This window comes from Mycobacterium sp. (assembly GCF_035570115.1).
In the GTDB taxonomy this organism is placed as follows: Bacteria; Actinomycetota; Actinomycetes; order Mycobacteriales; family Mycobacteriaceae; genus Mycobacterium.
The window spans coordinates 1-25,533 of record NZ_DATMLH010000323.1; the positions used below are offsets into that span (position 1 = coordinate 1).

Consider the following 25,533-nt stretch of genomic DNA (forward strand, 5'->3'; position numbering starts at 1 on the left):
GCGGCCATTTCACTGGTCTTTGCGGGGGGCACCAGCGGAACATTGGGTTCCAGCGGCGTGGCCGCGCGCGTGTATGACGAACTCCAGTTCACCCTCGGCGAGGGCCCGTGCTTGGACTCCGTTGCGTCGCGGGGCCCTGTCCTCATCGCCGACCTGGCCAACGCCAACGACGGTCGATGGCCTGCGTATGGCCCCGCCATGCTCGACCACGAGATCCGGGGCATATTCGCAATTCCGGTCATGGTGGCCGGTGAATACGTCGGCGCCCTGGACCTTTTCCGCGCGCAACCCGGCGAGCTACCCGGTGACTACCTGGCCGGCGCTGTCGTCGCCGCCGAGCTGGCCGGCATGCCCCTGCTTGACCTCATGGACTCCGACCTGCAGGCCGCCGTCAATGACCCGGACAGCAGCGCCTGGGCCGAATTGAACGCACTGAGCCGCACGGAGGTCAGCCAGGCTACCGGCATGCTCGTCGCGCAACTCGGGGTCGAACCCGCCGAGGCGCTGGTCCGCCTCCGCGCCCACGCCTACGCAACCAACCGCAGCGCCACCGACGTCGCCCGCGACATTCTCGACCGGCGACTGAATCTGGAGGCCGACTAATGCAGTCCGAAAAGGAGGCAACGTGACCGATACTCCTCGTGAAACTCGTGTACTGGACGCGGTCGTATCGCTCGTCGACAACCTGCTCGACGACTTCGACGTCTTCGACCTACTCACCGAGCTCACCGAGCGCTGCGCCGACCTGTTGGATATCGCGGCGGCGGGATTTCTGCTCGCCAACCCGATGGGCCAACTCCGCTTGCTGGCCGCGACCTCCGAGCAGACCCACGAACTGGAACTCTTCCAATTACAAGCCGACGAGGGGCCCTGCTTGGAGTGCTATGCCACCGGGCACCCGGTCTCGGTGGCAGATCTGCGCGCCGCAAAATCGCGTTGGCCGCGGTTCGTTCCGGCCGCGCTGGAGGCGGGAGTCGCGTCCGTGCACGCGGTGCCCATGCGCGCCGCCGGCCTTGTTTTGGGCTCCCTAGGCCTGTTCGGTAGCCGGCCCGGCGAACTCACTGAGTCAGATCTGCTGGTCGCGCAGACACTGGCGCATATCGCGTGCGTGGCGATCCTGCAGGAACACCCGCCGACGCCCTCGACGGTGATACCGCAGCTGCGCTCTGCGCTGACCCACCGCATCGTCGTCGAGCAGGCCAAGGGCTTCCTGCGCGCACACCTCGATGTTTCCGTCGACGAGGCGTTTTCGTTGCTGCGCAGGTACGCCCGTACCCACGGCGAGCACCTGACCGAGGTTGCACGGCAGTTGATGGGGGAACCGAGTTCCCGTCCGGCGCTGCTGGAAAGGATGACCGAACTGACTCACGGCTGAGTTCGCCGGGCCTGGGCGCGCCGCACGGCCTCGGCGACTAGTCGCTCCGCGATCACATACAGCTTGGTGTTCTCGGTTTGACTCATCCGGACGAGCCGCCCGAAGGCCCACTCCGCGCTGGCACCAGTCCGACTCCGGATGATGCCGATCGCCTGATCGATCACTGCTCGGCTTTCCAACGCCTGCTGCATTTGTTCCGTGCGCTCGTGAGCTGCGACCAGCAGTTGCGCGTTGTAGATCGACACCGCCGCCGGCCCGGCGAATTGCGAACCCAACTGCACGGCGTGCTGCCCGAAAGCGTCGTGGCTGGTCGCATAGCAGTTGATCGCGCCGATCACATGATCGCCAAGCATCAGCGGTAGCGACAGGGCGGAATGTACGCCCATCCTCGCCACTCGGCCACCGAAGTGCGGCCAACGGCTGTCGCTCCCCAGCGATCCACTGACGGTAGCCCGCCGCGACTCCATAGACGTGATGCATGGCCCCTCATGCAACTTGTCGTACTGGATAGCGTCGATCTCGTGGACGAATTCCGCTGTGGCGGCAGCCTTATGGGGTGTCGGTTTGCCATAACCCCCGTCGATCAACCCGACTCCGGCACCGTCGACCCCGGGAATGGCATGGGCCGCGAACTCGGCGACCTCGCCCAGCAGCTCGGACACGCCCCGGGCGCCGGCCACCATCCCGGCCAGCCCGCGCAGCCCGGCATGCAAGTCAACTTCGTCCGCTTCCCGTTGGGAGGTGGACAGCTCCGCCTGTTCTGGCGGTTCGCGACCGGGCTGAGCATCGTAATCGGTCATGGTGCCAACCCAATGTACCGCTGATCTAGGTGACCAGCGCCAACGCGTGGGCGCGCCGCAGTTTTCCTGACGGCGTCTTCGGGATCATTCCCGGCTCGAGCACGACCACGTTGCGGGGCCGCACATCGACCTCCGCGACGACCTCATGGGCCACCTGGCGCTCGACGCGGCGCACCTCGGCCGGGCTCTCCCAGACGTTGGATTCCACGGCGACCGCGAATGTTTCGCGTGGATGCCCGGCATGCAGGCGCACCGCAACGGCGCAGCCGGGCCGGACCCCGTGCACGCGGGAAGCGGCACGTTCGATGTCCGCCGGATAAATGTTGCGCCCGGCCATGATGATCACGTCTTTCACCCGACCGCACACCACCACGTTGCCGGTTTCGGTGAAATAGCCCAAATCGCCGGTGTCGTACCAACCCTCCCGATCCTGCGCGGCGATGAAACCGGCAGCCGTCGTGTATCCCAGCGTGACCGGTTCGCCGCGCACCTGAATGACGCCGACACCGCGGGTCGGCAGCACGCCGCCGTCCTGGTCGACTATCCGGGCCTCCAGCCCCTTCAGCGGACGACCGAGCGAGGCCAGTCGCCGGGTTTTACCCCTGGATGCCGGGATGGCTCGGTGCAACAAGGCGAGCAGATCGGCATCGATCTCGTCGACCGTCAAGCCTCGGCCACAGTCGGTAAACGACACGGCCACCGTTGTCTCGGCCATGCCGTAGGCGGGCACGATCGCCTCCGGGCGCAGCCCGAACGGCGCGCCGGCCTCGCACAGGTCCTCGACATCGGCCGGCTCGACTTGTTCGGCGCCGGAGAGCGCCCACCGCAGCGTGGATAGGTCGAACTGGCCGGGCTGAGCCTGCCTGCGCAGGCGCTTGGCGAACATCGTGTAGGCGAAGTTGGGCGCCGCTGTCATGGTGCCCCGATATTTGTCGATGAGCTTTGCCCACAGCAGGGCATCCCGCAGGAAGTCCATCGGCGTGACCTTGACCAGCTCGACGCCGAAATACATTGGGACGGTTAAGTAGCCGGTCATGCCCATGTCGTGGAAGCACGGCAGCCAGCTCACGATCACGTCGGATTCAACGTCGACGTCTGCGCCGACGAACATCGCCTCGGCATTCGAGACCACGTTGCGATGACTGATCTGGACGGCCTTGGGGGATCCGGTCGAACCGGATGTCAATTGCAGTAGCGCCACGTCGGTGTCGTCGGTGTCGACCGGGTCGATCGAGCGGCTGTCGAGTAACTTGTCGATCGTCAGCACCGGCATTCCCAGTTGGGACAGCAGCGGTGCGGCCGCCATGAACGGGTCGGAGACCACCACCGCCGCAGCGTCGATCATCTTGATGACGGCCGTCGTCTCCTCGGCCCAGCGTTGCAGGTCGGTGCGCGGCGTGGGCTGGTGCAGCATCGTGAGGCTGCTGCCGCGCATCCAGATACCTTGCGCGGTCGGGGCGATCTCGACAGGCTCCCCGGCCAGCACTGCGACCGCGTCGCCGTGGCCCACACCGGCGGCGGCCAGACCGCCCGCAACGCGGCGGGCACGCTCGTGCACCTGACGCCAGGTATGTCGGACCGGGGCGTTCGGCTCCCCAGTGATCATGCCCTTGGAACTGCTGTGGGCGTTGTCGTACATGGTCTCGGTGAAACGGCTCACCACAATCCCCCTGGCTCCGGCGCGACGGCACGGCGTGTGTTGGTCGAATTGAGGTTGTATCGGAATCGACGGAGCCGCTGAGGCACGACCGCGAAAGAGCGTGACCCCCTCTTGTACACCCCAGATGGTGTCAGACCCACCGACTGTACAGACTCGACCACCGCCGAGCCGTTAGGCACGCCAATCACCGCTGAACTTGCACCCAAAGGGGGCCTCCGACGTCCGAAAGCACAACCCGAACTGTCGGCTTACGTCGGAGCTAGAGCCCTTTCGGCGGGGAAACGGGATCGCCGCCGTGACGTTTCCGGGAGGCTGGAGTGTCAACCGTGAATTACGGTACCTCCCCGACTGCCGGCTCTGCAGCAATTCACGCGCTGCGTTGTCGTTCGGCGGCCCGCAGGATCGAACCAGCGGTCAAAAATGCGGGTTTGTCGCGGTCGGCGGCGTCGATGTGCAGATTGGCGGCGCAGCGCAGCACCATCAAAGCGAGCCCGCTGTGGGTCGCGTACGGGATGACCAGCAGGTTGGCACAAGCATCCACGCCGTTGACGGTCATCACGTGCTGGGGCTTGGCTTCCCACCCGGGCCAGTTGAAGTCGGGTGGTCGTTGCAGCGGCGGCCAGTTGACGTTGATGGAGGTGATGTCGCCGAGCAGGGGGGTCAGGGTCGCAACCAGGTTGGGCAATTCGGCGGTGATGCGGTCTACCCGTGGCCACCACGCGCCGTCGATCTCACGGCCGAGCTCGCGAGCCACTGATATCCGTACGGGAGTGGCCCGGCGTAGACCGCCAAATGGATACGTCATCGGAGGTGGCGGAGCCGGGGCCGCGGGGCCATGGCTAGGGCGGTGCATCCCACAGGCGGACCCTTCATTCGGCATCAACCCCCCGCGGGTGCGGGGCGTCGGAGGAATCACATTGGCCCCGATAGCGGTGGTCGGCCGCTCACAACGAAACTGCTCACGAGACAGGATACGCCACCAGCGGTTTCTCGGCCCCGGCCAGCCCAGCCTGAGTCAGGCGCTGAGCATTGGCGGTTCCGGAGGGCTTACTGTGGACGCGCCTTCGGCTATATCGCCTATCCGCCGCGCCCGGACGGCGAGCCAACCTTCAACGAGGGTTACGTATTCGACGGCACCACCTCCAGTGGCGGCCTGCTACCCGCACGCGTTGTCGAGGCGCCGTGGCTCACCCGGCTGCAGACGGTCGGCGAAGACGTTTCTCTGGTATTGGAATACCAAGCGGGACAGTGCATATCGCCGGCGAGACGATTCTGTCCACCCACGACATCTATCACGACGACACGATGTTCTCCAGTCAGGCGCTCAAGCAGGAGATGCCGAGCTTTCCCGCCTTGCATCGGGCCGGTGTGCGCTATCGCTGGGACGGCGAGGAGACCTTTGGCATGCTGGAGCGCTCCAACCCGCTGGGCGAGATTTCTTAGATCTAGCAACGAGCGCGCATCGCAACGGCGATACTTCGCGGCATGAACACCCAAACCAATCTGCAGCGATGGGAGCGGCGTGCCGAATGGCCGCTCGCCGTAGCCGCCCTCGTATTCTTGGGCGTGTACTCCGTGCTGGTGCTGGTCCGACCCCACGGGCATGAAGCGCATCTTCTCTGGGTGGTCACCTGGATCATCTGGGGTGTGTTCATCCTGGATTACGTTGCCCGGCTTTGCCTCGCCTCCGACCGGTCGCGGTGGTTCTTCCGGCACCTATTCGACCTTGCGATTGTCGCGCTGCCATTGGTGCGACCACTTCGCTTGCTGCGCCTGGTTGTTCTGGTCGAGGTGCTGCAGAGGGCAGTCGGGGATGCGTTTCGCGGCCGCATCGTCATCTACACCGTCTCCGGTGTCCTCCTTTTGGTCTACACATCATCGCTGGCCGTATTCGATAAGGAGCGATACCAGCCGGGCGCCACCATCAACTCCTTCGGAAAGGCGTTGTGGTGGTCGATTACAACGGTGACCACTGTCGGCTACGGCGACGTCTACCCGGTTACCAACACCGGCCGATTTATCGCCGTGCTGCTGATGGTCGGCGGGATCGGCCTTGTCGGCGTCGTTACAGCGTCCCTCGCGTCGTGGATCATCCAGCGCGTATCCGAAGAGGAAACCGCGACTCAGGCGGCAACCGCCGCCCACGTCGATGAGCTTCGCAGCGAAATCCGAGAACTGACGCAAGAGCTACGGACAAGAGGCTAATGCGCCCGCGATCTAGGATCACACGATGACCATCGCGCCTGAAACGTTCACCATCGACGGCGTCGGCGGCACCCGCATCGTGGCCGACCGCCTGGGCGACCCGGAAGCGCCGGCGGTGGTCTTCTTGCACGGCGGCGGGCAGACCCGCCGCTCGTGGGGCAAGGCGGCCGCGGCGGTGGCCGAGCGTGGGTGGCAGGCCGTCACGGTCGACCTACGCGGCCATGGTGAGTCGGACTGGTCGGAGCGCGGCGATTATCGCCTCACCAGCTTCGCCCTCGACATCCAGGAAGTGCTGCGTCACGTGCCGGCGCAACCGGTGTTGGTGGGCGCATCCCTGGGCGGATTCACGACAATGCTTCTCGCGGGCGAGCTTTCGCCCGGAATTGCCCGCGCCGTCGTCCTGGTGGACATCGTGCCCAACATGGATCCGTCCGGCGCGGACCGGATACACAACTTCATGGCCGACCGGATGAAATCGGGGTTCGAGTCGCTCGACGAGGTCGCCGATGCGATCGCCGAGTACAACCCGCATCGGCCCCGACCAACCGATCTCGACGGGCTGCGCACCAACATGCGCCGACGCGGCGATCGCTGGTATTGGCATTGGGACCCGAAGTTCATCAGCAACATCGCGTCGCTGCCGCCCACCGAGGTGGCCGACGTCGATCGGCTGAACGCGGCGGTTGAAACGATCCTCGCGGGCGGGGTGCCCATGCTGCTGGTGCGAGGCCAAGTGAGCGATCTGGTCAGCCAGGAGCGTGCCGACGAGTTTCTGACACGCTTCCCGCACGTCGAGTTCGTCGATGTCCGCGGTGCGGGGCACATGGTCGCCGGCGATCGCAACGACGTGTTCGCCGATGCGGTCCTGGACTTCCTCACTCGGCACGGGCGGTTTTAACTGCCGCCGCCACGACGTCCTCAGCGCCGAGGTCGATGGCGGCGCTGACAACCGCCCGGTCGATCTGGCGCAATGCATGCACGATGGCAAGCAGGCGTGCTCTGGTGGAGCGCTCGGATTCTTCCTGGTGCGCTCTGGCGAGGGTTTCTGCGGCGTCGAGGAAGTCGGTCGCGGGCATGACCGTGGCGTCGTGGTGGCCGTGCAGCGCGGCGGCTAACACGTCGATGCTGTGTCGGATGTGCGTCGCGGCCGATGTGATGGCGTCGATCAGCCGGGTGGAGGCCTGGTCGAACGGTTCGCTGTTACGGGCCAGGGTGCGGCCATAGCGCTCGCAAGCGGCAAGCATCCGTTGGCCGTGTCTGATGCTGTGCCGGCCGGAGAAGCCGCCGACCCCGGCCCTCAGCGGCTTGGCAGTGGTTCGGAACTGCTGCAAATCTCGGCCGAGTTGTCGCGCTTTGTCGGTCGGGCTCGCGGTGGCCTCGTGACCGAATAGCGTCGACACCGATGTCTCGATCAGCTCGGCCAGTGTCGTCAAGAAAGCGCGGGCGTCGTGGCGCATGGACGTTCTGGCGTTGGTCGGCAACACCAGGATCGCGACCGCGACGCCGATGACCGCGCCGATCGCCGTCTCCTCGATCCGCAAAAGCAGGATGCCGTAACTGAATTCGCCGAGCAGTCCGTAGAGCAACGCCAGCATCGTGGTGATCCAAAACGTCATCAGGCTGTAGGCGACCTTGAAGAAATACAGCGCGCAGAACACGCACACGAAGATCAACACCAACTCCGCGGTGCTGTTGCCGGAGACCACCGTGGCGACCAGCACTCCAGCGGGCACACCAAGCATGGTGCCGATCAATCGCGCCCAGCCTTTGGTGAGCGTTTCGTTCCAGGTGTTGGTGCCGGCGAAGATGACGAACGCGGCAATCACCGCCCAATACCAGCGTGACGGTGATACCGCCTCCCCGACGACGATCGCCAGCGATGCGGCGACGGCGACCTGGATGGCTTGCTTGGTCGTCGGCAGCAGACCGGCTTGGCGTTGCTCCTCAGCGGACCCGGCGCCGTCAGAGCTCGCAGCCACCGAAGTTTCGGAGACAGCCTGCTCGACCAGTGCGCGGACCTCGGAAGTCGCTGTCGCCGTGTCGATTATCGCGAGGGCGAGGCGGCGCACGGCGGGGCCGGCGGTGGAGGTTGACGGGCGATCGAGCAGCTCCTGGGCCAGGCGCGCGGCCCGCTCCAACCCCTCCGGTTGCGGTTGGCGAACAGCCCTGGAGAGTTGGGAAAGCGCCCCGACCAGGTCGGCGCGCGTCGACGCGGGTATCTCGGCACTGGCGATCGCGGCTCGCGCCCCGGCAGTGGCGACCCGCTCGACGGTGAGCTCGGCATCGAACAGCCACAGGGCCAGGTCCTCGCCGCCGACTCCGGGCCATAGCGCGGCCGGGGTGGCCTTCTCTTCGATCTGGTTCTGCATCATCAGCGCGGTCTCGTTGAGCGCCACGGTCCGCAACCGGAGCCGGCGTTGGCGTCGTTCATCGATCCAACCGTCCTCGACTGCCTCCGCGGTGGTGTCGATGACGATGGCCATCCGCGCCCGCAATGACCGCAGGGTGGCCCGCAGCACGCCTTCGGGTTTATCGGGCAGCACAAAGGCCGTCATCACAAGGCTGCACACCGTGCCCACCAGCACCGCTCCGATCAGCCAGGGCAGTTCGGTGGTCTTCGCCCGCAGATACAGCGTGAAGAAGTAGGCCATGAAGGCGACCATCCCGAGCGCCCGCCCCCGCGCGCCGAACCGGCGGGCGTAGACCGCCGCGTACACGATCACCACGAACACCACGTCGGCGACCAGGTTGTGCGGCGCGAGGAGCGTAGCGGTGGTAATGGCGAGCGCGGCGGGCAGCGGCAGCAGGACGATCGTGATCTTCTGCTGGTAGGGGTCCGGCTCGTTGACGGCCCGTCCGGCGACCATGGTGATCAGTACGCCGAGCAGCGCGACGGTCAACGGCTGGTGCGTGGCCTTGGTCAGCAGAAACAGGATCAACAGCGAGATCGCCAAGGAGACCGTCGTGCGGACGGCCATCCGCAGCCGCAGCAACCCGGGGTCCGAGCCGATCGCCCAGTTCTGCGCCCGCTCATACAGCGCGGTTGCGCGATCGAACACCCGTGATCAGCCTCTCTTCTGCGGAATGCTTGTCTATCGTGACTTGACTCTGGCATAGCGGCCAAGATGGGACCCAATGAGCATTCCCCAGCCGACGCGGACGAAGCTGGCCGACGGGCGTGAACTGCTGTTCTTTTCGTTGCCCGGCCACACCCCGGCACCGGTCGCCGACCGCCGGCCGCTGCCGCCGCGGAACCCGAACCAAACGCAATTGCGGTTCGACCGGACGACCGGGCAGTGGGTGATCATCGCGGCGCTGCGGCAAGACCGCACGTATAAGCCGCCGGCCGACCAGTGCCCGTTGTGTCCGGGTCCGACCGGGTTGACCAGCGAGGTGCCCGCGGTCGACTACGACGTCGTCGTCTTCGAAAACCGATTCCCGAGCCTGTCCGGCGAGGGGGAGACGCCGTCGGTTGGTGACGGCTTCGTCTCTGCTCCCGGTAGCGGCCGCTGCGAGGTGATCTGCTTCTCCAGCAACCACACTGGGTCGTTTTCGGACTTGGAGACGGCGCAAGCGCGGCTTGTCGTCGACGCGTGGCGGCACCGGACTGCCGATGTGCTGGCGATGCCCGGTGTCGAGCAGGTGTTCTGCTTCGAGAACCGCGGCGAAGAGATCGGCGTAACGCTGAGCCATCCGCACGGCCAAATCTACGGCTACCCGTATCTGACGCCGCGGACCGCGGCCATGCTGCAGCAGGCTGCTGAGCATCGAGACGTGCACGGCGGCAACCTGTTTGCCGACCTACTGGCCCGCGAGGTTCACGATGGCAGCCGCATCGTCGCGCGCACCGACATGTTCACGGCGTTCGTGCCGTTCGCGGCGCGCTGGCCAGTCGAGGTGCACATCTACCCGAACCGTTTCGTGCACAACCTGCTTGATCTCGCCGCCGCCGAGTTGGACGATTTCGCGCGGATCTACCTGGATATCCTGCGCCGCTTCGACCGGATGTATTCCGGCCCGCTGCCATATATTTCGGCGCTGCACCAATTCGCCGACACCGATGCCCAGCGGGATGGCTATTTTCACGTCGAGCTGATGTCGATTCGTCGCAGCGCCGGCGCGCTCAAGTATCTGGCGGCGTCGGAGTCGGCGATGGACGCGTTCATCAGTGACGTCACGCCCGAGACCGTGGCCGAGCGGCTGCGAGGACTCGGATGACGGTCCGATACGCCGCGCCGGGGCGGATCAACCTGATCGGCGAGCACACCGACTACAACCTCGGCTGGGCGCTGCCGATCGCGCTGCCGCAACGCACCGTGGTGACGTTCGAGCCCTCGGATAGCGATTTTGTTATCGTGTGCAGCGACCGCGTCGATGGTTCGGTCCGGATTCCGTTGCGCACCAAGCCCGGTGAGGTGACCGGGTGGGCCGGCTACGTCGCCGGCGTGGTATGGGCGCTGCGCTTCGCCGGGCATCCGGTGCCCGGCGGCACGATGTCGATCAACAGCGATGTCGAGATGGGATCGGGGCTGTCGTCGTCGGCGGCGCTGGAATGTGCGGCGCTGGGCGCTTTCGTGGCGGCTGCGGGTTGGCGGATCGACCGCCTCGACCAAGCGCGGATCGCGCAGCGCGCCGAGAACGAGTACGTCAGCGCGCCAACGGGTTTGCTTGACCAGCTGGCCTCGCTGTTCGGTGAGGAGTCGACGGCGCTGCTGATCGACTTCCGGAAGTTGACCGTTCAGCCGGTCGTGTTCGACCCGTTGGTGTCCGGTGTCGCGCTGCTGCTGATCGACTCGCGGGAGCGGCACGGTCACGTCGGCGGCGAATACGCTGCGCGCCGTGTGTCGTGTGAGCGGGCGGCCGCCGATGTGGGTGTGGTGTCGCTGCGGGAGGTCCAGGATCGCGGGCTCTCGGTGCTGGACGGGGTGACTGACGTGGTCGATGCTCGTCGTGCCCGGCACGTGTTGACCGAGAACCAGCGGGTGTTTGATTTTGTTGCGGCGGTGCGTGATTCGGATTATGTCGAAGCCGGCCGCATCTTCAACGCTTCCCACGCATCGATGCGGGACGACTTCGAAATCACCACCGAGAACATCGATCTGATCGCCGACACCGCGGTGCGAGCGGGCGCCTTGGGCGCCCGGATGACCGGCGGCGGATTCGGCGGCTGTGTGATCGCGTTGGTGCCGACCGACCGAGTCGAGGTGGTCGGGGCGGCGGTGCGTGAAGCGGTGTGCTCCGCGGGTTACCAGGAACCACTGATCACCCGGACTTTGGCGGCCCAGGGCGCGGGCGCGGTCACATCTGCCACATGAGTCACCGCAGAGAAGGGGATGCGCGATTTGCCCGCCTATGAGCGAATTCTCCTTAAGCGACGACCGCGTTGTCGCTCAAAGGCGGGCAAACCGACACATGGTTCCGCCAGGTGATCGACATGCGACTACCGGCTAGCTGGCCGGGGTAAATCGAATCGCGTTCAGGTGCAGCTCCTTGACGGCATCGGCAAATTGATCGCGGGTCGGCATTTGATGATCGCGGAACCCTAACCCCATCGCTCGCTCTGCGCGCTTGACGCCGTAGGACTCGACGCAGCGCGAGTAAAGATCGGTGATCTGCGGCTTGTCGGTGATGAGCTCGCCGCGCATCGTCGTGGTCTTCCCGTCGTGCAAGACCTGTGCGGCGGCGCCGTCGCGGAAGTTGTTCTTCCACGTGTTGCCGGTCATGGCGTAGAGAATGCCGTCGACTACGTGGGCGCTCAACGGAATTGAGTAGTGTCGGCCGCTCTTGCGTCCAGTGAAGTCGACGACCATCAATTGGTTGCGTGCCGCACCCGCGAGTGGGGTGCGCAGCAGCAGTTTTAGGATCGGGTTGACGACGCGGAGGAACGCCTCGGGCGGGTGCGAGATGGTGATCGCGCTTGACTGTTCGGTCATTGCCTCAGGGTAGCTCGCAGCCACTAAGCTCATCGGAGTGACGGCGATCGCTCCACCACCCGGGCCGGCCGAACCGCCGGCGAGAACCACACCCGCCGAACTCACCGACCAGCAGCGAGGATGGCTATCCGAAGCCTCGCGCAGCGACACCAACGGCTGGTTACATGTCACGATCAAGGGATCGCCGGCCGCACGCGGCTTTCAGTACGGATTCCTCATCGCCGAGGAGTACGCGGACTCGATCCGGGTGTACCGGGAGATGACCTACCAGGACATCGGCATGACCTACGACTTCTTTGTGGAACGGGCCGCCGAGCTGCACGCCGACAAGATCCCCGACGAGCTGCGCGAGGAGATGGAAGGCGTCGCGGCGGGTCTGACGGCTGCGGGCGTGCCGGCCACGTTCAACGATGTGCTCGGCGTCAACGATTGGATGGAACTCACCGGCTACTGGTGGCCGAAGAACTCGGGCCGCTACACCGCGTTGGCGCCGACCGGCGGCGAGGGCAACCACTGCAGCGCCTTCATCGCCACCGGCGGCGCGACCGTCGACGGGTCGATTGTGGTGGGTCACACCAGCTTCGCCGACTTTTGGCAGGGCCAGTTCGAGAACGTCATCCTGGATATGACCCCCGACGACGGCAACCGGATGGTCATGCAGACGGCGCCGGGCTGGATCGCCAGCATGAGCGATTTCTGGTTGACCAGCGCCGGACTCGTGATCACCGAGACCACCATCGGTGGCTATGACGGTTTCAAGGGCTACGACGAGACCCGCGTCCCGGAGTTCGTCCGCGCCCGCAAGGCCTCGCAGTACGCCAGCGACATCGACCACTGGGTTGAGACGCTCAACACCGACAACAACGGCGGATACGCCAACTCCTGGCTGATCGGCGACGCCAAGACCGGTGAGATCGCGCGTTACGAGGAGGGCCTGCTGTATCAGAGCCTCAGCCGCACCAGCGATGGTTACTTCTGGGGCGACAACACACCGCTGGATCCGCGGATCCGTAACCTGGAGTGCTTCGGGACCGGGTTCAGCGACGTGCGCACCCCGAATGGTGCGCGGGAGGTTCGCTGGCGGCAATTGCTCGACCAGTACAACGGGGGCGTCGACGCCGACGTCGGCAAGCGCATGCTGGGCGACACGTTCGACACCTACCTCGGCTATATCCATCCCTCGTCCCGGACCATTTGCGCACATTCCGACGTCGACCCCTGCTACGACAGTGGGCTGACCCCGTTCACCCCGTTCGGGTCGGTGGACGGCAAGGTCGTCACGTCGGCCGACGTCAGGGCGCTCAGTCTGTGGGCCCGGTCTGGGCGTGCCGACGGCACCGAGTTCGACGCCGATGCATTCCTGCGGCAGCATCCGCAATGGGATTGGCAGCGTGGCTATTTGAAGGACCGTCCGCAGCAACCGTGGACGTACATCGAGCCGGCCGCCCCCGGCGGGCCCTGACCGTGCGTGCCTTCAGATGCCCCAACTGCGGCCAGGCGGTCGCGTTCGAGGCGCAGCAGTGCTCGACGTGCGCCGTGACGGTCGGCTACCACTACCCGTCGCGGCAGATGGTGTGCACACCGTCGCAAACGCTCACCGTGGACGGCCGCGGCTGGGACCGGTGCGCACACTGGGAGCGGGGCTGCAACTGGTTGACCGCCGACGACGCCGAATCCGGCCGCTGCTACGCCGACAGTTTCGTGCGCGAGGGACCCGCGCCCGACGACACCGAGGCGATGGCCGAACTGGATTCGACGCTAAAGGCGCTGCGGCGGTTGATCTTCGAGCTGATGGACCTCGGCCTGCCCATTAATCAATACTACGCGGACCCGCACGGGCTGGCATTCGACCTGCTGTCGAGCAAGACGTCGGGGCGGCCGGTGACGATAGGGCACTCCAACGGCGTGATCACCATCGACCTGGCCGAGTCGCTGGAGTTATACCGCGAGCGTCTGCGTATCAAGCTGGGTGAGCCTTATCGCACCATGCTGGGCCACTTCCGCCATGAGGTCGGCCATTACTACGAGATGCTGCTGGTGCAGAACACCCCGCTGATCGACGACGCCCGGGCACTGTTCGGTGACGATCGGCAGGACTACCAGGCCGCACTGCAGCGGCACTACCAGGGCTACGCACCGGCTGACTGGCAGGAGGACTTCATCTCGGAGTACGCCACCGCCCACCCGTGGGAAGACTTCGCCGAAACCTGGGCTCACTATCTTCATATCACCGGAACCCTTGCCACGTGCGCCGATTCGGGCCTGGTCGTCGAAGCTAAACGGGTGAAGTGGGACCTGGCCCGCGATGTCGATCCTCGCGAGTCCTACGCCGACGGGACCATCGAAGACATTATCGCTGACTGGGTAGTGCTGGCCGGCGTGCTCAACCGGGTCAACAACTCGATGGGCCGCGATGACCTTTACCCGTTCACCATCCACCCGCACGTCGTCGCGAAGCTTGGTTTCATCCATCGGGTCGTGACCACGGCTGCAGCCGAATATGCTGCGGTGAAACAGAATTGACTACCAAGGCCAGCGCACCGATCACCGGCGACCGGATCACCGAGGTGGTCGCCGCGGCACACGCCAAGCACAAGAAGAACCGCCGCGGCAAGAACGCCGCCTACATACCGGCCTTGGCGGAGGTCGACCCGCAGCTGTTTGGGGTCTGTGTGGCGACCGTTGATGGACAGACATTTTCGGCGGGCGACGCAAGAAATCAATTCGCGCTGGAATCGATCTCGAAGGTCTTCACGGCCGCGCTCGCTATGGAACAAGTGGGTCCGCGGGAGTTCCACCGTAAGGTTGGCGCCGATCCTACCGGTGCGGCGTTCAATTCGGTGCTGGCATTGGAGCTGCACAACGACATGCCGATGTCGCCGATGGTCAACGCGGGGGCAATGACGGCAACGAGCCTGGTGTCGGCCACCGACGCGGACGACCGCTGGCGCCAGATCCTGCAGATTCAAAGCGATTTCGCCGGACGCAGCATCTCGCTCAGCGAAGCGATCGCCGACTCCGAGCGGGCCACCAACTTTCACAACCGGGCGATCGCGTGGCTGCTGCTGTGTGGCGGATACATGTACTGCGAGCCGATGGAGGCCTGCGACGTCTACACCCTGCAGTGCTCGACGCTGGTCACCACCATGGATCTGGCCATCATGGGCGCGACGTTGGCCAACGGCGGCATCAACCCCGTCACCGGCAAGCGCGTCATCAAACAAGCCAACGTGGCACACATGCTGGCCTTGATGGCGATGGAGGGTCTCTACACCGCCTCAGGCGATTGGGCCTACACCGTGGGGCTGCCCGCCAAGAGCGGCGTCGGGGGCGGCCTGGTCGCGGTGTCGCCGGGAAAACTGGCGATGGCCGCGTTCTCACCGCCGCTGGACAGCGCCGGCAACAGCGTGCGCGCGCAGGCCGCGATCACCCAGATCGCGCACACCCTCCAGCTGGGGCTTTTCCATACGTAGCGCGGACTGGATCAGCCATTCCTGGCGCCGTGGCTGGGGCTTGGCGCTCCACAATGCCGATCAGTTCTCCTGCGACTACGTCGGAAATACGGAGATGGCAAAGCATTACGGTCGGCTCCGCATGTTCCTGCTCCGGCGCGCGCCAGCGACGGCAAAGGCCCGCCCGTGCTGGGTGATATCGAGCGCGGAGCGTCGTTTACCCAGTAGCCTTGCGGATCGAAGCCGTCGTCCCAATCGTCCCACCTTTCAGGAGGGGATCCGTGAACCGAATTTTGAAATATTGTCGGGTATTGGCGGCGGGAGTAGCGGTCGCCGGTGCACTGTTGAGCTGCGGTTCGTCAAACCCGCCCAACTACCCCGCCGGGCCGATCGAACTGAAGTATTACGCCACCGGCCCTTGGGCTGTCACTGCGAGCGTTGGCGGCGGATGCTGCGACTCGGCCGGAAACAAGTTCGATCTGTATTACCCGACTCAATTGGGCGCGAACGGATTCAAGCACCCCATTCTGACCTGGGGCAATGGAACGAACGCCACCTCGAGCCTTTATACCTACTATCTCAGACACATGGCTTCGTGGGGATTCGTCGTGATCGCCACGCAGGACATGAATACGGGTCCAGGACAAACTGTCCTGGATGGCGCAAACTTCCTGAAGAACGCCAACAACGACCCACAGAGCATCTTCAACCAGAAGCTCAACGTGAACGAGATCGGGTCGTTTGGGCATTCGCAGGGAACCGGAGGCGCGCTGAACGCCCTCATCAAATCGGCGGGCCTCATCAAGACCGCAATCGCCATAGAAATCCCGGCACAAATATGGTGCAGCAGCGGCGCCAACTGCGCTGACACGAGCAAGATGACCTCCGGATCCATCTTTCTCATCGATGGAAGCGCCGATGGGATCATCTCTCCCGAAACGCAGCCGCCCTGGGTCAAAGGCCAGCAGTCCGTCGATGGCTACTACAACGCGGCGCCGAACAACATCGTGAAACTTAGGGGATCCCTCAAGGGCCCCAACCACAACGACGTCCAAGGCCAGCCCGACTGCACCTCGGTGCCTTTTGGCTGTGCCAACGGCGTGTACGGATATCTGGGCTATCCCACAGCATGGTTCATGTATCAACTTCAGGGCGACAGTTACGCGCATGGCGCTTTCGTCAACCCAACCGGAGAGATGTTCTCTGAGACCAAGAACTGGGAACGCGTGGCGAGCAACATAACTTAGCTGGCACCAGACGATCCGGGATGGTGCCGGGCTTCCGAGTGGCCTGACTTCTAGGGATCAAATCGAATGGTGAACAGAGCTGCAGGTTTTTAAATCGGCGTGATCGGCGCCGGTCGGCGGAAATCAAGTATTGCGGTACCGGAAAATCAAGTATTGCGGTACTTAGTACAGTTGAGCGGCGTGGCGTGATGATCTGATGATGATGACCGATACAGCCAGGACAGACCGGCCGACGCCTGACGTCGACGTCGTCGTGGTGGGCGCAGGTATTGCAGGTCTGTATCTTGCCTACCGCCTGAGCCGCGCCGGATACCGATTCCGCGTGTTCGAAGCCGCCGACGACGTCGGCGGCACGTGGTACTGGAACCGGTACCCGGGTGCCCGGGTCGACGTCCCCAGTGTCGACTACATGTTCAGCTTTGATCCCGGCTGGCAGCGGGACTGGCAATGGTCGGAGAAGTACGCCACCCAGCCGGAGATCCTGCGCTATTTGAACCATGTCGCTGACAAGCACGACCTGCGGCGCCAGATCACCTTCTCGACGCGAGTCCAGCAGGCGCGCTGGGCCGACGATGCTTCGCTATGGCAGGTGCGCACCGACGGCGGGGAAGAGGTCACCTCCCGTTTCGTCGTGATGGCCACGGGTTGTCTGTCCATGCCCAAGCAAGCCGAGGTCGACGGGCTCGAGCGGTTCGCCGGCGAGGTCTACTTCACCAGCCGCTGGCCGCACGAGCCAATCGATTTCACGGACAAGCGGGTCGCGGTGATCGGCACGGGTTCCTCCGGCGTTCAATCGATTCCGGTCATCGCCCAGGAAGCGCGACAGCTGGTGGTGTTTCAGCGCACTCCGAATTTCTCGATCCCGGCGCGCAATGGCCCGTTGGCGCCCGAGAAGCTCGCGCAACTGGCAAATGAGGCGGACTACCGCGCGGCGGCGAGCGTGTCGTTCGGCGGCATTCCGATGGAGCGCAGCATCACCCCGACATTCAGCGTCTCGGAGACTGAACGCCAACAACGCTATGAGCGCGTATGGCAGGACGGCTTCCTGTTCGACGCGATAAACGTTTACGGCGACGTGCTGAGCAATCCCGCAGCCAACCATGAGTTCGCCGAGTTCTTCCGGAACAAGATCCGTTCTATCGTCGCCGATCCACAGACGGCGGCCGACCTGTGCCCAACCGACCATCCCATCGCGACGAAAAGGCCGTGCCTGGACACGAACTACTACGCCACCTACAACCTGCCGCACGTGCGCCTTGTCAACGTTCGAAAACATCCGATCCGACAAGTCACAGAGACGGGCATCGATACCGCCGACGAGTCGTTCACCCTGGACGCGATCGTGTTCGCCACCGGCTTCGACGCCGTGACGGGTGCGATCACGGCCGTCGACATCAGGGGCCGTAGCGACTTGGCGCTGAAGGACAAGTGGACGAACGGCCCGCAGACCTACCTCGGGTTGACCACGGCGGGCTTTCCCAATTTGTTTTTCATCACCGGCCCCGGGAGTCCCTCGGTGCTGACGAACATGGTCGTTTCGATCGAACAACACGCGGACTGGGTGCTCGACTGCCTCGGTCACCTGAGCGGATCCGGCTTCGATGCCATCGAGCCTACCGAGACGGCCGAAGCCGGGTGGACGCAACACGTCAACGACTGCGCCGACATCACCCTCTTCCCTGCCGCGGACTCGTGGTATATGGGCGCCAATGTGCCGGGCAAGCCACGGGTTTTTCTGCCCTACTGCGCAGGCCTCGACTTCTACCGCGCCAGCTGCGACGAGGTGGTCGCACGGGATTACCTGGGCTTCCGGCTGCGTGGTCCCGACGGATCGCAGTGCAACGACGGAGTGGTGCGCCGGTTGCAACCGGACGTCGAGATGGTCCTCAACGAGGTGGCGGCTCTGCAACTGCCGCCGCTGGAATCGATGCCCGCCGAGGATGCCCGCGCCCTCTATACGCAGATGTCCATGGATCGACCGCCGGGACCGGAAGTCGGCGAGATCGTCGACGGTGTCCTGCCCGGCGCCACAGGCGATTTGGCGTACCGGCTTTATCGCCCGTCGACCCCGGGCCCGCACCCGGTCGTCGTGTACTTCCATGGTGGGGGCTACGTCCTGGGTGACGCCATCGCGGACGATCCGCTGTGCCGGGACCTTTGCGTGCGCAGCGACGCGGTCGTCATCTCGGCCGACTACCGCCACGCGCCGGAGCACCGATTCCCTGCTGCGGTCGATGACGCCGTGGCCGCGGTGCGGTGGGTCGCCGACAACGCCCAGGCGCTCGGGGGCAGGCCGGCGCAGCTCGCGTTGTGCGGCTGGAGTGCGGGTGGCGGGCTCGCGGCGGTGGTATGCCGGCTGGCGCGGGACGCGGGTGGACCCAGCATCATGGGCCAGGTCCTGCTGACGCCGGTCACGGCCGGCGACATGACACGTGCATCCTTCGCCGAGAACGCGGACGGCTATGGCCTCACGACGCCGCTGCTCGGGTGGTTCTTCGACCACTACATCGATGCGGCGGATCGAAGCGACCCCTGCTTCGCGCCCTTACATGCCGTCGATCTGTCCGGGCTGCCGCCGGCCATCGTGGTGACAGCCGAGTTCGATCCCCTGCGCGACGATGGTGAGGCCTACGCCGCCGCGCTGGATGCGGCGGGCGTACCGACGGAGCATGTCCGTGCCCGCGGCCACACCCACCTGTCGGTGACGATGGTCGACATGGTCATCTCCGGTGCCCCGGTACGCGCACGGATGGCGGAGTCGCTGCGCGGATTCTTTGTGGCGACGCGCACGCCCGAACCCGCCTCCTGAGGAGTTCTAGGAGCCCACCGGGGGCCGGCTTGTTCATGAGCACCGCTCGCCAGCCGGGCGTCCTTGCTCAGCTGACGGTGCGGGCGCACAATTGAGGTGTCTTTCTGAAGCCTGGGAGCCGCGATGAGCGAGCAACTGTACGACTTTTTCGGCCAGCTTTTCCAGCGGTACTTCAGACCCGCCATCGACGCATATCCGCGAATGGGTGGAGCACTCGTCGAAAGGTTACTCACGCTAACTGACGACGTCCCCGATAAATTGACACAGACCCAGTGCGCCGCAATGGCATGGGCCAAAGCCGAGACCCCGAACGTCAGGATCACCTCGGAACTCTTCGTGATCACCCAACACGGACTGATGTATGCCGCCGGGTTGAACGAGTCGCGCCGCGCGCTGTACTACCTGGCCACACCGCCCGCGTTGTTCGATCCGTTCGTCGATCAGGTCGACACCACCGAACTGCGTGAGGGCACGGTGGTCGCGGTGGACAACCGGTTGGGCCGCGACCTGGCATCCGCGCATCCGATGGACGCCGCACTGCGCCGGATTCTCGATGAGCACCTGGCGCTGCGGGTGAATCTGCCCGCGTAGCTATTTCTTCGCCGGGGTCCGCCGCGGGAAAGGGGCGAAATCATGGGCGCACTCGAGCGGAAGCGAGGAAGGGGCGCACGATGCTAGACGCGCACCGCGAGTTGCTCATCTCCGGCGCGGAGTGGGATGCGTTCATGGACGACTTCCACCAGACCCTCGCGAAGTTCGGCGTGCCCGAGCGCGAGCGCGGCGAGCTCGACGCGATCGTCGAGAGCACGAAGGACGACATCGTGGCGACGTCGGCGGCGCCCGCCGCGAGCCAGTAATCGCGTCGGGTCAGCACCGGACGGGTCGCGGAGTGCAGCACAATTCGCCGCGGGGAGATCCCGCATGGAGCTAACGGAGGCGTTGGTACCGGAGGACATCACGCCATTCGAGCGGGAACGATTGCGTGAGGCTCTTGAGGAGGAAGTAAGACGGCAACTTCCCGCCGATCGGCAGCTCCTGCGCGTGGTGGACTGGGATCCGCGGGGTGGCCACACAGTGGAAAATGCTCCAGGCATGAGGAAGTACACAGTCGCGTACGAGACGGAACCGGGCGATTAGGCCGTCGAGTCCGTCGGCGCTCACGCATGCTGTCCATCCGGCCGAACACGTGCGGGGACAAAGGGATTGGTGATGGTGGGCGCCGAGATGCCCGTTGAACGCTCGGCGCAACTCGTTTTCTGCTGCTTTACCTGCATAGGCGTAGACTGAAAGTACGGATCCACGGCAGACCAAGGTCGGACCGGAAGAGAAGATTCCTCCTCTCGGCTGTGGCGCCTAGCACGAGCACTAGGCACCCACGCGAAGCAAAGCCCATCAACTGGGCACAGCGCGGTGGGCTTGCGTCCGGGCCGGGAAACTGTGTCCTGACGCCGAGGCCACATTTCACTGCGCCATCATGCACGCTTGGTAACCAAGTGGTTGGTGCTTCGGACGGCCCTCCTTTTCGTCAGGAGCGCCGTCCGACTCGTGTATGCCGAACTCCCGGAGTCGGTAGCCCCTCGTGGAGTGTCCAAGGGCCTACCGGTCACTGTTTCGCGGTTCAATCCCGCGTTGCGAGCCGCCCAGTCCGTTCAGCCCTAACAGTGTGCTGGTTAACCGTAGGCTGGGAAGTCCCCGAGAGAGGTGCTGGCGATGGCCGATTACGATCTTGCCGCGTTGTGGGAGGCTCACTGTCGGTACGAGTTTGAAACGCGGGACGTGGACGCGACCATGTCGACCATGGTGGCGGAACCCTATGTCAACCACATTCCCACCATGACCGGTGGCGTCGGCTTCGAGAGCTTGCGACATTTTTACGCGCACCATTTCATCGGGGTGAACCCTCCCGACTTCGACATCCTCCCCGTCGGCCGCACGGTCGGGGAGAGTTGCCTTGTCGACGAGTTCATCGTGCGCTTCACGCACACCACTCGGATGGACTGGATGCTGCCCGGCATTGAGCCCACCGGACGCGCAGTGGAGATTCCGACAGTGGCCATTGTGCAATTTCAGGAAGACAAACTCGTGCATGAGCACATCTACTGGGACCAAGCCAGCGTGCTCGTTCAACTCGGTCTGCTCGATCCCGACGGCCTTCCCATCGCTGGGGCCGAGACCGCGCGCAAAGTGCTTGACGTTTCCCTGCCCAGCAACACACTGATGACTCCGTCGCAGTAGGACGCCCGGCCCACGGTTGCGAGCAACTCGACATGGTCAGCACAACAACGGGTTACGACGTCATCGTGGTGGGATTGGGCGGTATGGGAAGTGCCGCCGCCTATCATCTGGCCGCCCGAGGACGCCGGGTGCTCGGCCTGGAGTGGCATGAGCCCGCCCACGACAAGGGCTCTAGCCACGGCGGGTCTCGGATCATCCGCCAGGCTTATTTCGAGGACCCCGGTTATGTTCCGCTGTTGCTGCGCGCCTACGAGCTGTGGGAGAAGCTGGCTGCTGACTCCCAGCGTGACGTTTATCGACTGACCGGGGGCCTTTTCATCGGGCCACCGGACTGCCTGCTTGTATCCGGTAGCCTGCGCGCCAGCCGCCAATGGAATCTGCCGCATGAGTTACTCGACGCCGCCGAGATCGCCGCCCGGTTCCCGAAGTTCACGCCCCACCCCGAAGATATCGCGCTCTACGACGCCAAAGCCGGGTTCGCGCGACCGGAGCTGGCAGTGCGCGCCCATCTCGAAATCGCCGAAAAGGCAGGCGCCACACTGCAATTTGGTGAACCCGTGCTGGATTGGAACCAGACCGCCGCGGGCTTGCGGGTCATTACGAGTCGTGGGTCGTACACCGCTGGGCAGTTGGTGATCTGCCCAGGCGCCTGGGCCCCGCGGGTGCTGGGTCAGTTCGGTATTCCCATAACGGTGGAACGTCAGGTGATGTACTGGCTGGACCCGGTCGGTGGTGTTTCGGGGTTCGAGGATCACCCCATCTTCATCCACGAGAACGCCGTCGGCATACACGCATACGGCTTCCCGGCGATCGACGGACCGCGGGGCGGTGTGAAGGTCGGCTTCGCCCGCAACGGGATCGCCTGTACGCCGGACACCATCGACCGGGTGGTGCACGAGCGGGAAATCAGCGCGATGAGGGCGCGGGTCGCTGAGTTCTTGCCGGCGCTGGCGGGCAAGTGCCTGCGCGCGGCGACCTGCATGTACTCCAACACACCCGACCGGCACTTCGTGATCGGGCGCCACCCGCAATGCGCCGACGTCATCATGGCGTGCGGATTCTCCGGGCACGGCTTCAAATTCGTTCCGGTGGTCGGCGAGATCCTTGCCGACCTGGTTATCGATCGCGCCACCGACCACCCAATCTCGATGTTCGACCCGCAGAGATTGCCGACCGCATGACCGATCCCATGCGTGTCCTGGTTCTCGGGTCCGGGTTTGCGGGTCTGTGGGCGGCGCTCGGGGCGGCCCGGCGGCTCGACGACCTTGGTGTGCCGGCCGGAACCGTCGATGTCACGATGGTCAGTTCCACGCCGTACCACGATATCCGGGTGCGCGACTACGAGACCGACCTGAGCCCGTCGCGCATCCCGCTGAGCGATCTTCTCGATCCGGTCGGAATCAAGCACATCACCGGCGAAGTGACGGCGATCGATGCCTCGTCGCGGATCGTGGAATCCACCGCGGGGGCATACGGTTACGACCGACTGGTGCTCGCGTTGGGCAGTCAGGTGGTCAAGCCCGACATCCCCGGCGTGCGGGAGTTCAGTTTTGACATCGACACCCACGACGCAGCGACCAGGCTGCAAGCCCACCTACGCCGGCTTGCGGACGGCCCCGCTGACCCGGCGGCGGCGACAGTAGTCGTCGTCGGGGCGGGTTTGACGGGGATCGAAGAGGCGACCGAGCTGCCGGCGATGCTCACCGACAACTTTGCCGCGCGTGCGGTGGCGCCGCGGGTCGTCCTGATCGACCGCAACCCGTTCGTCGGCTCGGACATGGGCGCATCGGCGCGACCGATCATCGAGGCGGCGCTGGCCCAAACCGGGATCGAGACCAGGTTGGGCGTCGGGGTCGTCGCCATCGACCGGCGCGCCGTGGCGCTCTCCTCCGGTGAGGTGGTGGCCGCCGCCACCGTCGTCTGGTGTGCCGGCATGCGGGCCAACCCGCTGACCGCAGACTTCGGGGTCGACCGTGACCGGCTAGGTCGACTTCCGGTCGACGATTATCTGCGGGTCTGCGGTGTGCCCGCGGTGTTCGCCGCTGGCGACGCCGCCGCCGCAAAAATGGACGACAAGCACATGTCGGTGATGTCCTGCCAGCACAGCCGCCCGATGGGCCGATGGGCGGGATACAACGTCATCAGCGATCTCTTGGGCAAACCAATGAAGCCGTTGCGGATCCCTTGGTATGTAACGGTTCTCGACCTGGGACCGGCAGGTGCGGTCTATACCGAGGGCTGGGACCGCCACGTGGTTGCCTGCGGCCAGGAGGCTAAAGATACCAAGCGCACCATCAACACCCGGCGTATCTATCCTCCGTTGAACCGCGACCGCGACGCATTGCTGGCCGCTGCCACAGCCGAACTGCAGGCCCCGCCCTTGCGCGGACCGTAATTGTTCGTCGTCAATCTCAATCGCTGATACAGCCGATCGAGGAGGCGCTTGGCTCGCGTCATTGCCTTCTGCGGTGCCAGTTCCGAGGGTCTCAAAACTTGCTGTCGGAGATGGCACGGCGATATGACGGACATCGTTGACTGGCAGTGAAACGATACGGACGTGGATGAAAGTGGTCGCGGTGCGCTGACAGCGGCGGGACTGGCCTGTGGGTCGTGCGGTACTGAACTGCCACCGAACTCCAAGTTCTGTAACGAGTGCGGTGCGCCGGTCAGCCGGTCGGCGGAGTACAAGCAGGTGACGGTTCTGTTTGCCGACGTGGTCCACTCGATGGACATCGCCGCGGCGGTGGGCACAGAGCGGCTGCGCGAAATCATGACCGAACTGGTCAACCGCTCCTCGGCGGTGGTGAAGGGCTACGGCGGCACCGTGGACAAATTCACCGGCGACGGCATCATGGCGGTGTTCGGTGCGCCGATGGGGTTGGAGGATCACGCTATTCGCGCTTGTCTTGCGGCCTTGGGCCTTCAGGAGGAGGGCAAGCGCCTTGCCGCCGACGTCCAGGACCGCGACGGTGTGCATTTGCAGTTGCGCGTGGGGCTGAACTCGGGCCAGGTGATTGCCGGTGAAATCGGTTCAGGTGCTTTGGGTTACACCGCCGTCGGTGAGCAAGTCGGCATGGCTCAGCGGATGGAATCGGTCGCTCCGCCCGGTGGGGTGATGCTCAGCATGTCGACTGCGCGACTTGTTGAGAGCGCTGCGACTCTCGGCGAAGCTGAGCTGGTTCAGATCAAGGGTGTCGACGCGCCGGTGCCCGCCCAACGGCTTTTGGGCATGCGTGAGGGGCATCGCACTATCGCGCGTGCGGAGTCGAATCTGGTCGGTCGGCGCTGGGAGATGTCCGCCGTTGAAGGCTTGCTGGACCGCGCAGTTGACGGTGACGGCGCGGTGGTCGGCGTGGTGGGGCCACCGGGCATCGGCAAGAGCCGTCTGGTGCGCGACGTGGCTGCGATGGCGGGTCGCCGCGACGTGGAGGTGTTCACCGCCTTCTGCGAGTCACACACCAGCCAAGTCCCGTTCCATGTTGTGGCACGGCTGCTGCGCGCAGCCACCGGCGTCGAGGGTCTTGACGGACAGACCGCTCGCGATCGAGTGCGCGACCGCGTTCCCGACACAGACCCCGAGGACTTGCTGCTGCTCCATGACCTACTGGGCATCGGCGACCCGAATGCCCCGTTACCGGCAATCGATCCCGACGCCCGTCGGCGACGGTTGACGGCGCTCCTGAATGCCGCTTCCTTGGCTCGGGAAACGCCCGCGGTCTTCGTCGTTGAGGACGCCCATTGGATCGATGACGTCAGCGACTCGATGTTGGCCGACTTCATGACGGTGATCCCCCAGACCCCAGCGATGATGCTGCTC

General features: G+C 64.9%; 22 protein-coding genes and 1 pseudogene. 18 read left to right on the forward strand and 5 right to left on the reverse strand.

The genetic code is table 11. The features are described 5' to 3' along the window. Nucleotides 1-603, forward strand: a 603-nt coding sequence (locus VNW74_RS30095) for a GAF and ANTAR domain-containing protein (protein ID WP_325683732.1), incomplete at its 5' end; no start/stop codon positions are given. A 22-nt stretch (nucleotides 604-625) separates the two neighbouring features. Further along, the gene (locus VNW74_RS30100) at nucleotides 626-1,375 is read left to right on the forward strand and encodes a GAF and ANTAR domain-containing protein (RefSeq protein WP_325683734.1); all 750 of its coding nucleotides are present in this window, start codon (nucleotides 626-628) and stop codon (nucleotides 1,373-1,375) included. On the opposite strand, the gene VNW74_RS30105 is transcribed toward VNW74_RS30100, so the two are convergent. From VNW74_RS30105 to VNW74_RS30115, 3 genes are all read right to left on the reverse strand, one after another. Next, nucleotides 1,366-2,175 carry a GAF and ANTAR domain-containing protein gene (locus VNW74_RS30105; protein WP_325683736.1) on the reverse strand — a complete coding sequence of 270 codons (810 nt, stop codon included), beginning with the start codon at nucleotides 2,173-2,175 and terminating at the stop codon, nucleotides 1,366-1,368. The genes VNW74_RS30100 and VNW74_RS30105 overlap by 10 nt on opposite strands. Nucleotides 2,176-2,200: 25 nt before the next feature. Beyond that, nucleotides 2,201-3,835 carry a fatty acyl-AMP ligase gene (locus tag VNW74_RS30110; protein ID WP_325683738.1) on the reverse strand — a complete coding sequence of 545 codons (1,635 nt, stop codon included), beginning with the start codon at nucleotides 3,833-3,835 and terminating at the stop codon, nucleotides 2,201-2,203. 367 nt (nucleotides 3,836-4,202) lie between these two features. Continuing rightward, nucleotides 4,203-4,640: a DUF5994 family protein gene (locus tag VNW74_RS30115; protein ID WP_325683740.1), complete on the reverse strand. Its 438-nt coding sequence runs from the start codon at nucleotides 4,638-4,640 to the stop codon at nucleotides 4,203-4,205. 249 nt (nucleotides 4,641-4,889) lie between these two features. Here VNW74_RS30115 and VNW74_RS30120 point away from each other — a divergent pair. The 3 genes and pseudogenes from VNW74_RS30120 to VNW74_RS30130 all read left to right on the forward strand — a co-directional run. Continuing rightward, nucleotides 4,890-5,278: pseudogene (locus VNW74_RS30120) on the forward strand (hypothetical protein); the annotation flags it as partial. 42 nt (nucleotides 5,279-5,320) lie between these two features. Then, a complete protein-coding gene (locus VNW74_RS30125; protein ID WP_325683742.1) occupies nucleotides 5,321-6,040 on the forward strand; it encodes a potassium channel family protein in 720 nt (239 codons plus the stop codon). A 25-nt stretch (nucleotides 6,041-6,065) separates the two neighbouring features. After that, nucleotides 6,066-6,938, forward strand: coding sequence for an alpha/beta hydrolase (locus VNW74_RS30130; protein ID WP_325683744.1), 873 nt, complete (start codon nucleotides 6,066-6,068; stop codon nucleotides 6,936-6,938). Here VNW74_RS30130 and VNW74_RS30135 read toward each other — a convergent pair. Continuing rightward, a complete protein-coding gene (locus VNW74_RS30135; protein WP_325683771.1) occupies nucleotides 6,916-9,018 on the reverse strand; it encodes an FUSC family protein in 2,103 nt (700 codons plus the stop codon). The two genes, VNW74_RS30130 and VNW74_RS30135, sit on opposite strands and share 23 nt — an antisense overlap. Nucleotides 9,019-9,175: 157 nt before the next feature. On the opposite strand from VNW74_RS30135, the gene galT reads away from it, so the two are divergent. Beyond that, a complete protein-coding gene (gene galT / locus VNW74_RS30140) occupies nucleotides 9,176-10,258 on the forward strand; it encodes a galactose-1-phosphate uridylyltransferase (RefSeq protein WP_325683746.1) in 1,083 nt (360 codons plus the stop codon). Continuing rightward, the gene (locus VNW74_RS30145; RefSeq protein WP_325683748.1) at nucleotides 10,255-11,355 is read left to right on the forward strand and encodes a galactokinase; all 1,101 of its coding nucleotides are present in this window, start codon (nucleotides 10,255-10,257) and stop codon (nucleotides 11,353-11,355) included. Before galT ends, VNW74_RS30145 begins: the two co-directional genes overlap by 4 nt. A 132-nt stretch (nucleotides 11,356-11,487) precedes the next feature. Here VNW74_RS30145 and VNW74_RS30150 read toward each other — a convergent pair whose 3' ends face one another. Then, on the reverse strand, nucleotides 11,488-11,973 hold the full coding sequence (locus tag VNW74_RS30150) for a hypothetical protein (RefSeq protein ID WP_325683750.1): 486 nt from the start codon (nucleotides 11,971-11,973) through the stop codon (nucleotides 11,488-11,490). Nucleotides 11,974-12,010: 37 nt separating this feature from the next. Here VNW74_RS30150 and VNW74_RS30155 point away from each other — a divergent pair, with 37 nt between their 5' ends. The 11 genes from VNW74_RS30155 to VNW74_RS30205 all read left to right on the forward strand — a co-directional run. Continuing rightward, nucleotides 12,011-13,435, forward strand: coding sequence for a C45 family peptidase (locus VNW74_RS30155; protein ID WP_325683752.1), 1,425 nt, complete (start codon nucleotides 12,011-12,013; stop codon nucleotides 13,433-13,435). Between the two features lie 2 nt (nucleotides 13,436-13,437). After that, nucleotides 13,438-14,496 carry a zinc-binding metallopeptidase family protein gene (locus VNW74_RS30160; protein ID WP_325683754.1) on the forward strand — a complete coding sequence of 353 codons (1,059 nt, stop codon included), beginning with the start codon at nucleotides 13,438-13,440 and terminating at the stop codon, nucleotides 14,494-14,496. Then, complete coding sequence (glsA, locus tag VNW74_RS30165; protein WP_325683756.1) at nucleotides 14,493-15,446, forward strand: glutaminase A; 954 nt, start codon at nucleotides 14,493-14,495, stop codon at nucleotides 15,444-15,446. Before VNW74_RS30160 ends, glsA begins: the two co-directional genes overlap by 4 nt. 260 nt (nucleotides 15,447-15,706) lie before the next feature. Further along, the gene (locus VNW74_RS30170) at nucleotides 15,707-16,672 is read left to right on the forward strand and encodes a hypothetical protein (protein WP_325683758.1); all 966 of its coding nucleotides are present in this window, start codon (nucleotides 15,707-15,709) and stop codon (nucleotides 16,670-16,672) included. Between the two features lie 199 nt (nucleotides 16,673-16,871). Beyond that, nucleotides 16,872-19,481, forward strand: coding sequence for a flavin-containing monooxygenase (locus VNW74_RS30175; RefSeq protein WP_325683760.1), 2,610 nt, complete (start codon nucleotides 16,872-16,874; stop codon nucleotides 19,479-19,481). 123 nt (nucleotides 19,482-19,604) lie between these two features. Next, nucleotides 19,605-20,072, forward strand: coding sequence for a glucose-6-phosphate dehydrogenase (locus VNW74_RS30180; RefSeq protein WP_325683762.1), 468 nt, complete (start codon nucleotides 19,605-19,607; stop codon nucleotides 20,070-20,072). A gap of 80 nt (nucleotides 20,073-20,152) precedes the next feature. Beyond that, the gene (locus tag VNW74_RS30185; RefSeq protein WP_325683764.1) at nucleotides 20,153-20,338 is read left to right on the forward strand and encodes a hypothetical protein; all 186 of its coding nucleotides are present in this window, start codon (nucleotides 20,153-20,155) and stop codon (nucleotides 20,336-20,338) included. 853 nt (nucleotides 20,339-21,191) lie between these two features. Further along, nucleotides 21,192-21,716, forward strand: coding sequence for an ester cyclase (locus VNW74_RS30190; RefSeq protein ID WP_325683766.1), 525 nt, complete (start codon nucleotides 21,192-21,194; stop codon nucleotides 21,714-21,716). A gap of 32 nt (nucleotides 21,717-21,748) precedes the next feature. After that, the gene (gene solA, locus VNW74_RS30195) at nucleotides 21,749-22,897 is read left to right on the forward strand and encodes an N-methyl-L-tryptophan oxidase (RefSeq protein WP_325683767.1); all 1,149 of its coding nucleotides are present in this window, start codon (nucleotides 21,749-21,751) and stop codon (nucleotides 22,895-22,897) included. Beyond that, the gene (locus VNW74_RS30200) at nucleotides 22,894-24,111 is read left to right on the forward strand and encodes an NAD(P)/FAD-dependent oxidoreductase (protein WP_325683769.1); all 1,218 of its coding nucleotides are present in this window, start codon (nucleotides 22,894-22,896) and stop codon (nucleotides 24,109-24,111) included. The genes solA and VNW74_RS30200 overlap by 4 nt, the downstream gene beginning before the upstream one ends. A 162-nt stretch (nucleotides 24,112-24,273) precedes the next feature. Next, a partial coding sequence (locus tag VNW74_RS30205; RefSeq protein ID WP_414686824.1) for an AAA family ATPase occupies nucleotides 24,274-25,533 on the forward strand: 1,260 nt, incomplete at its 3' end.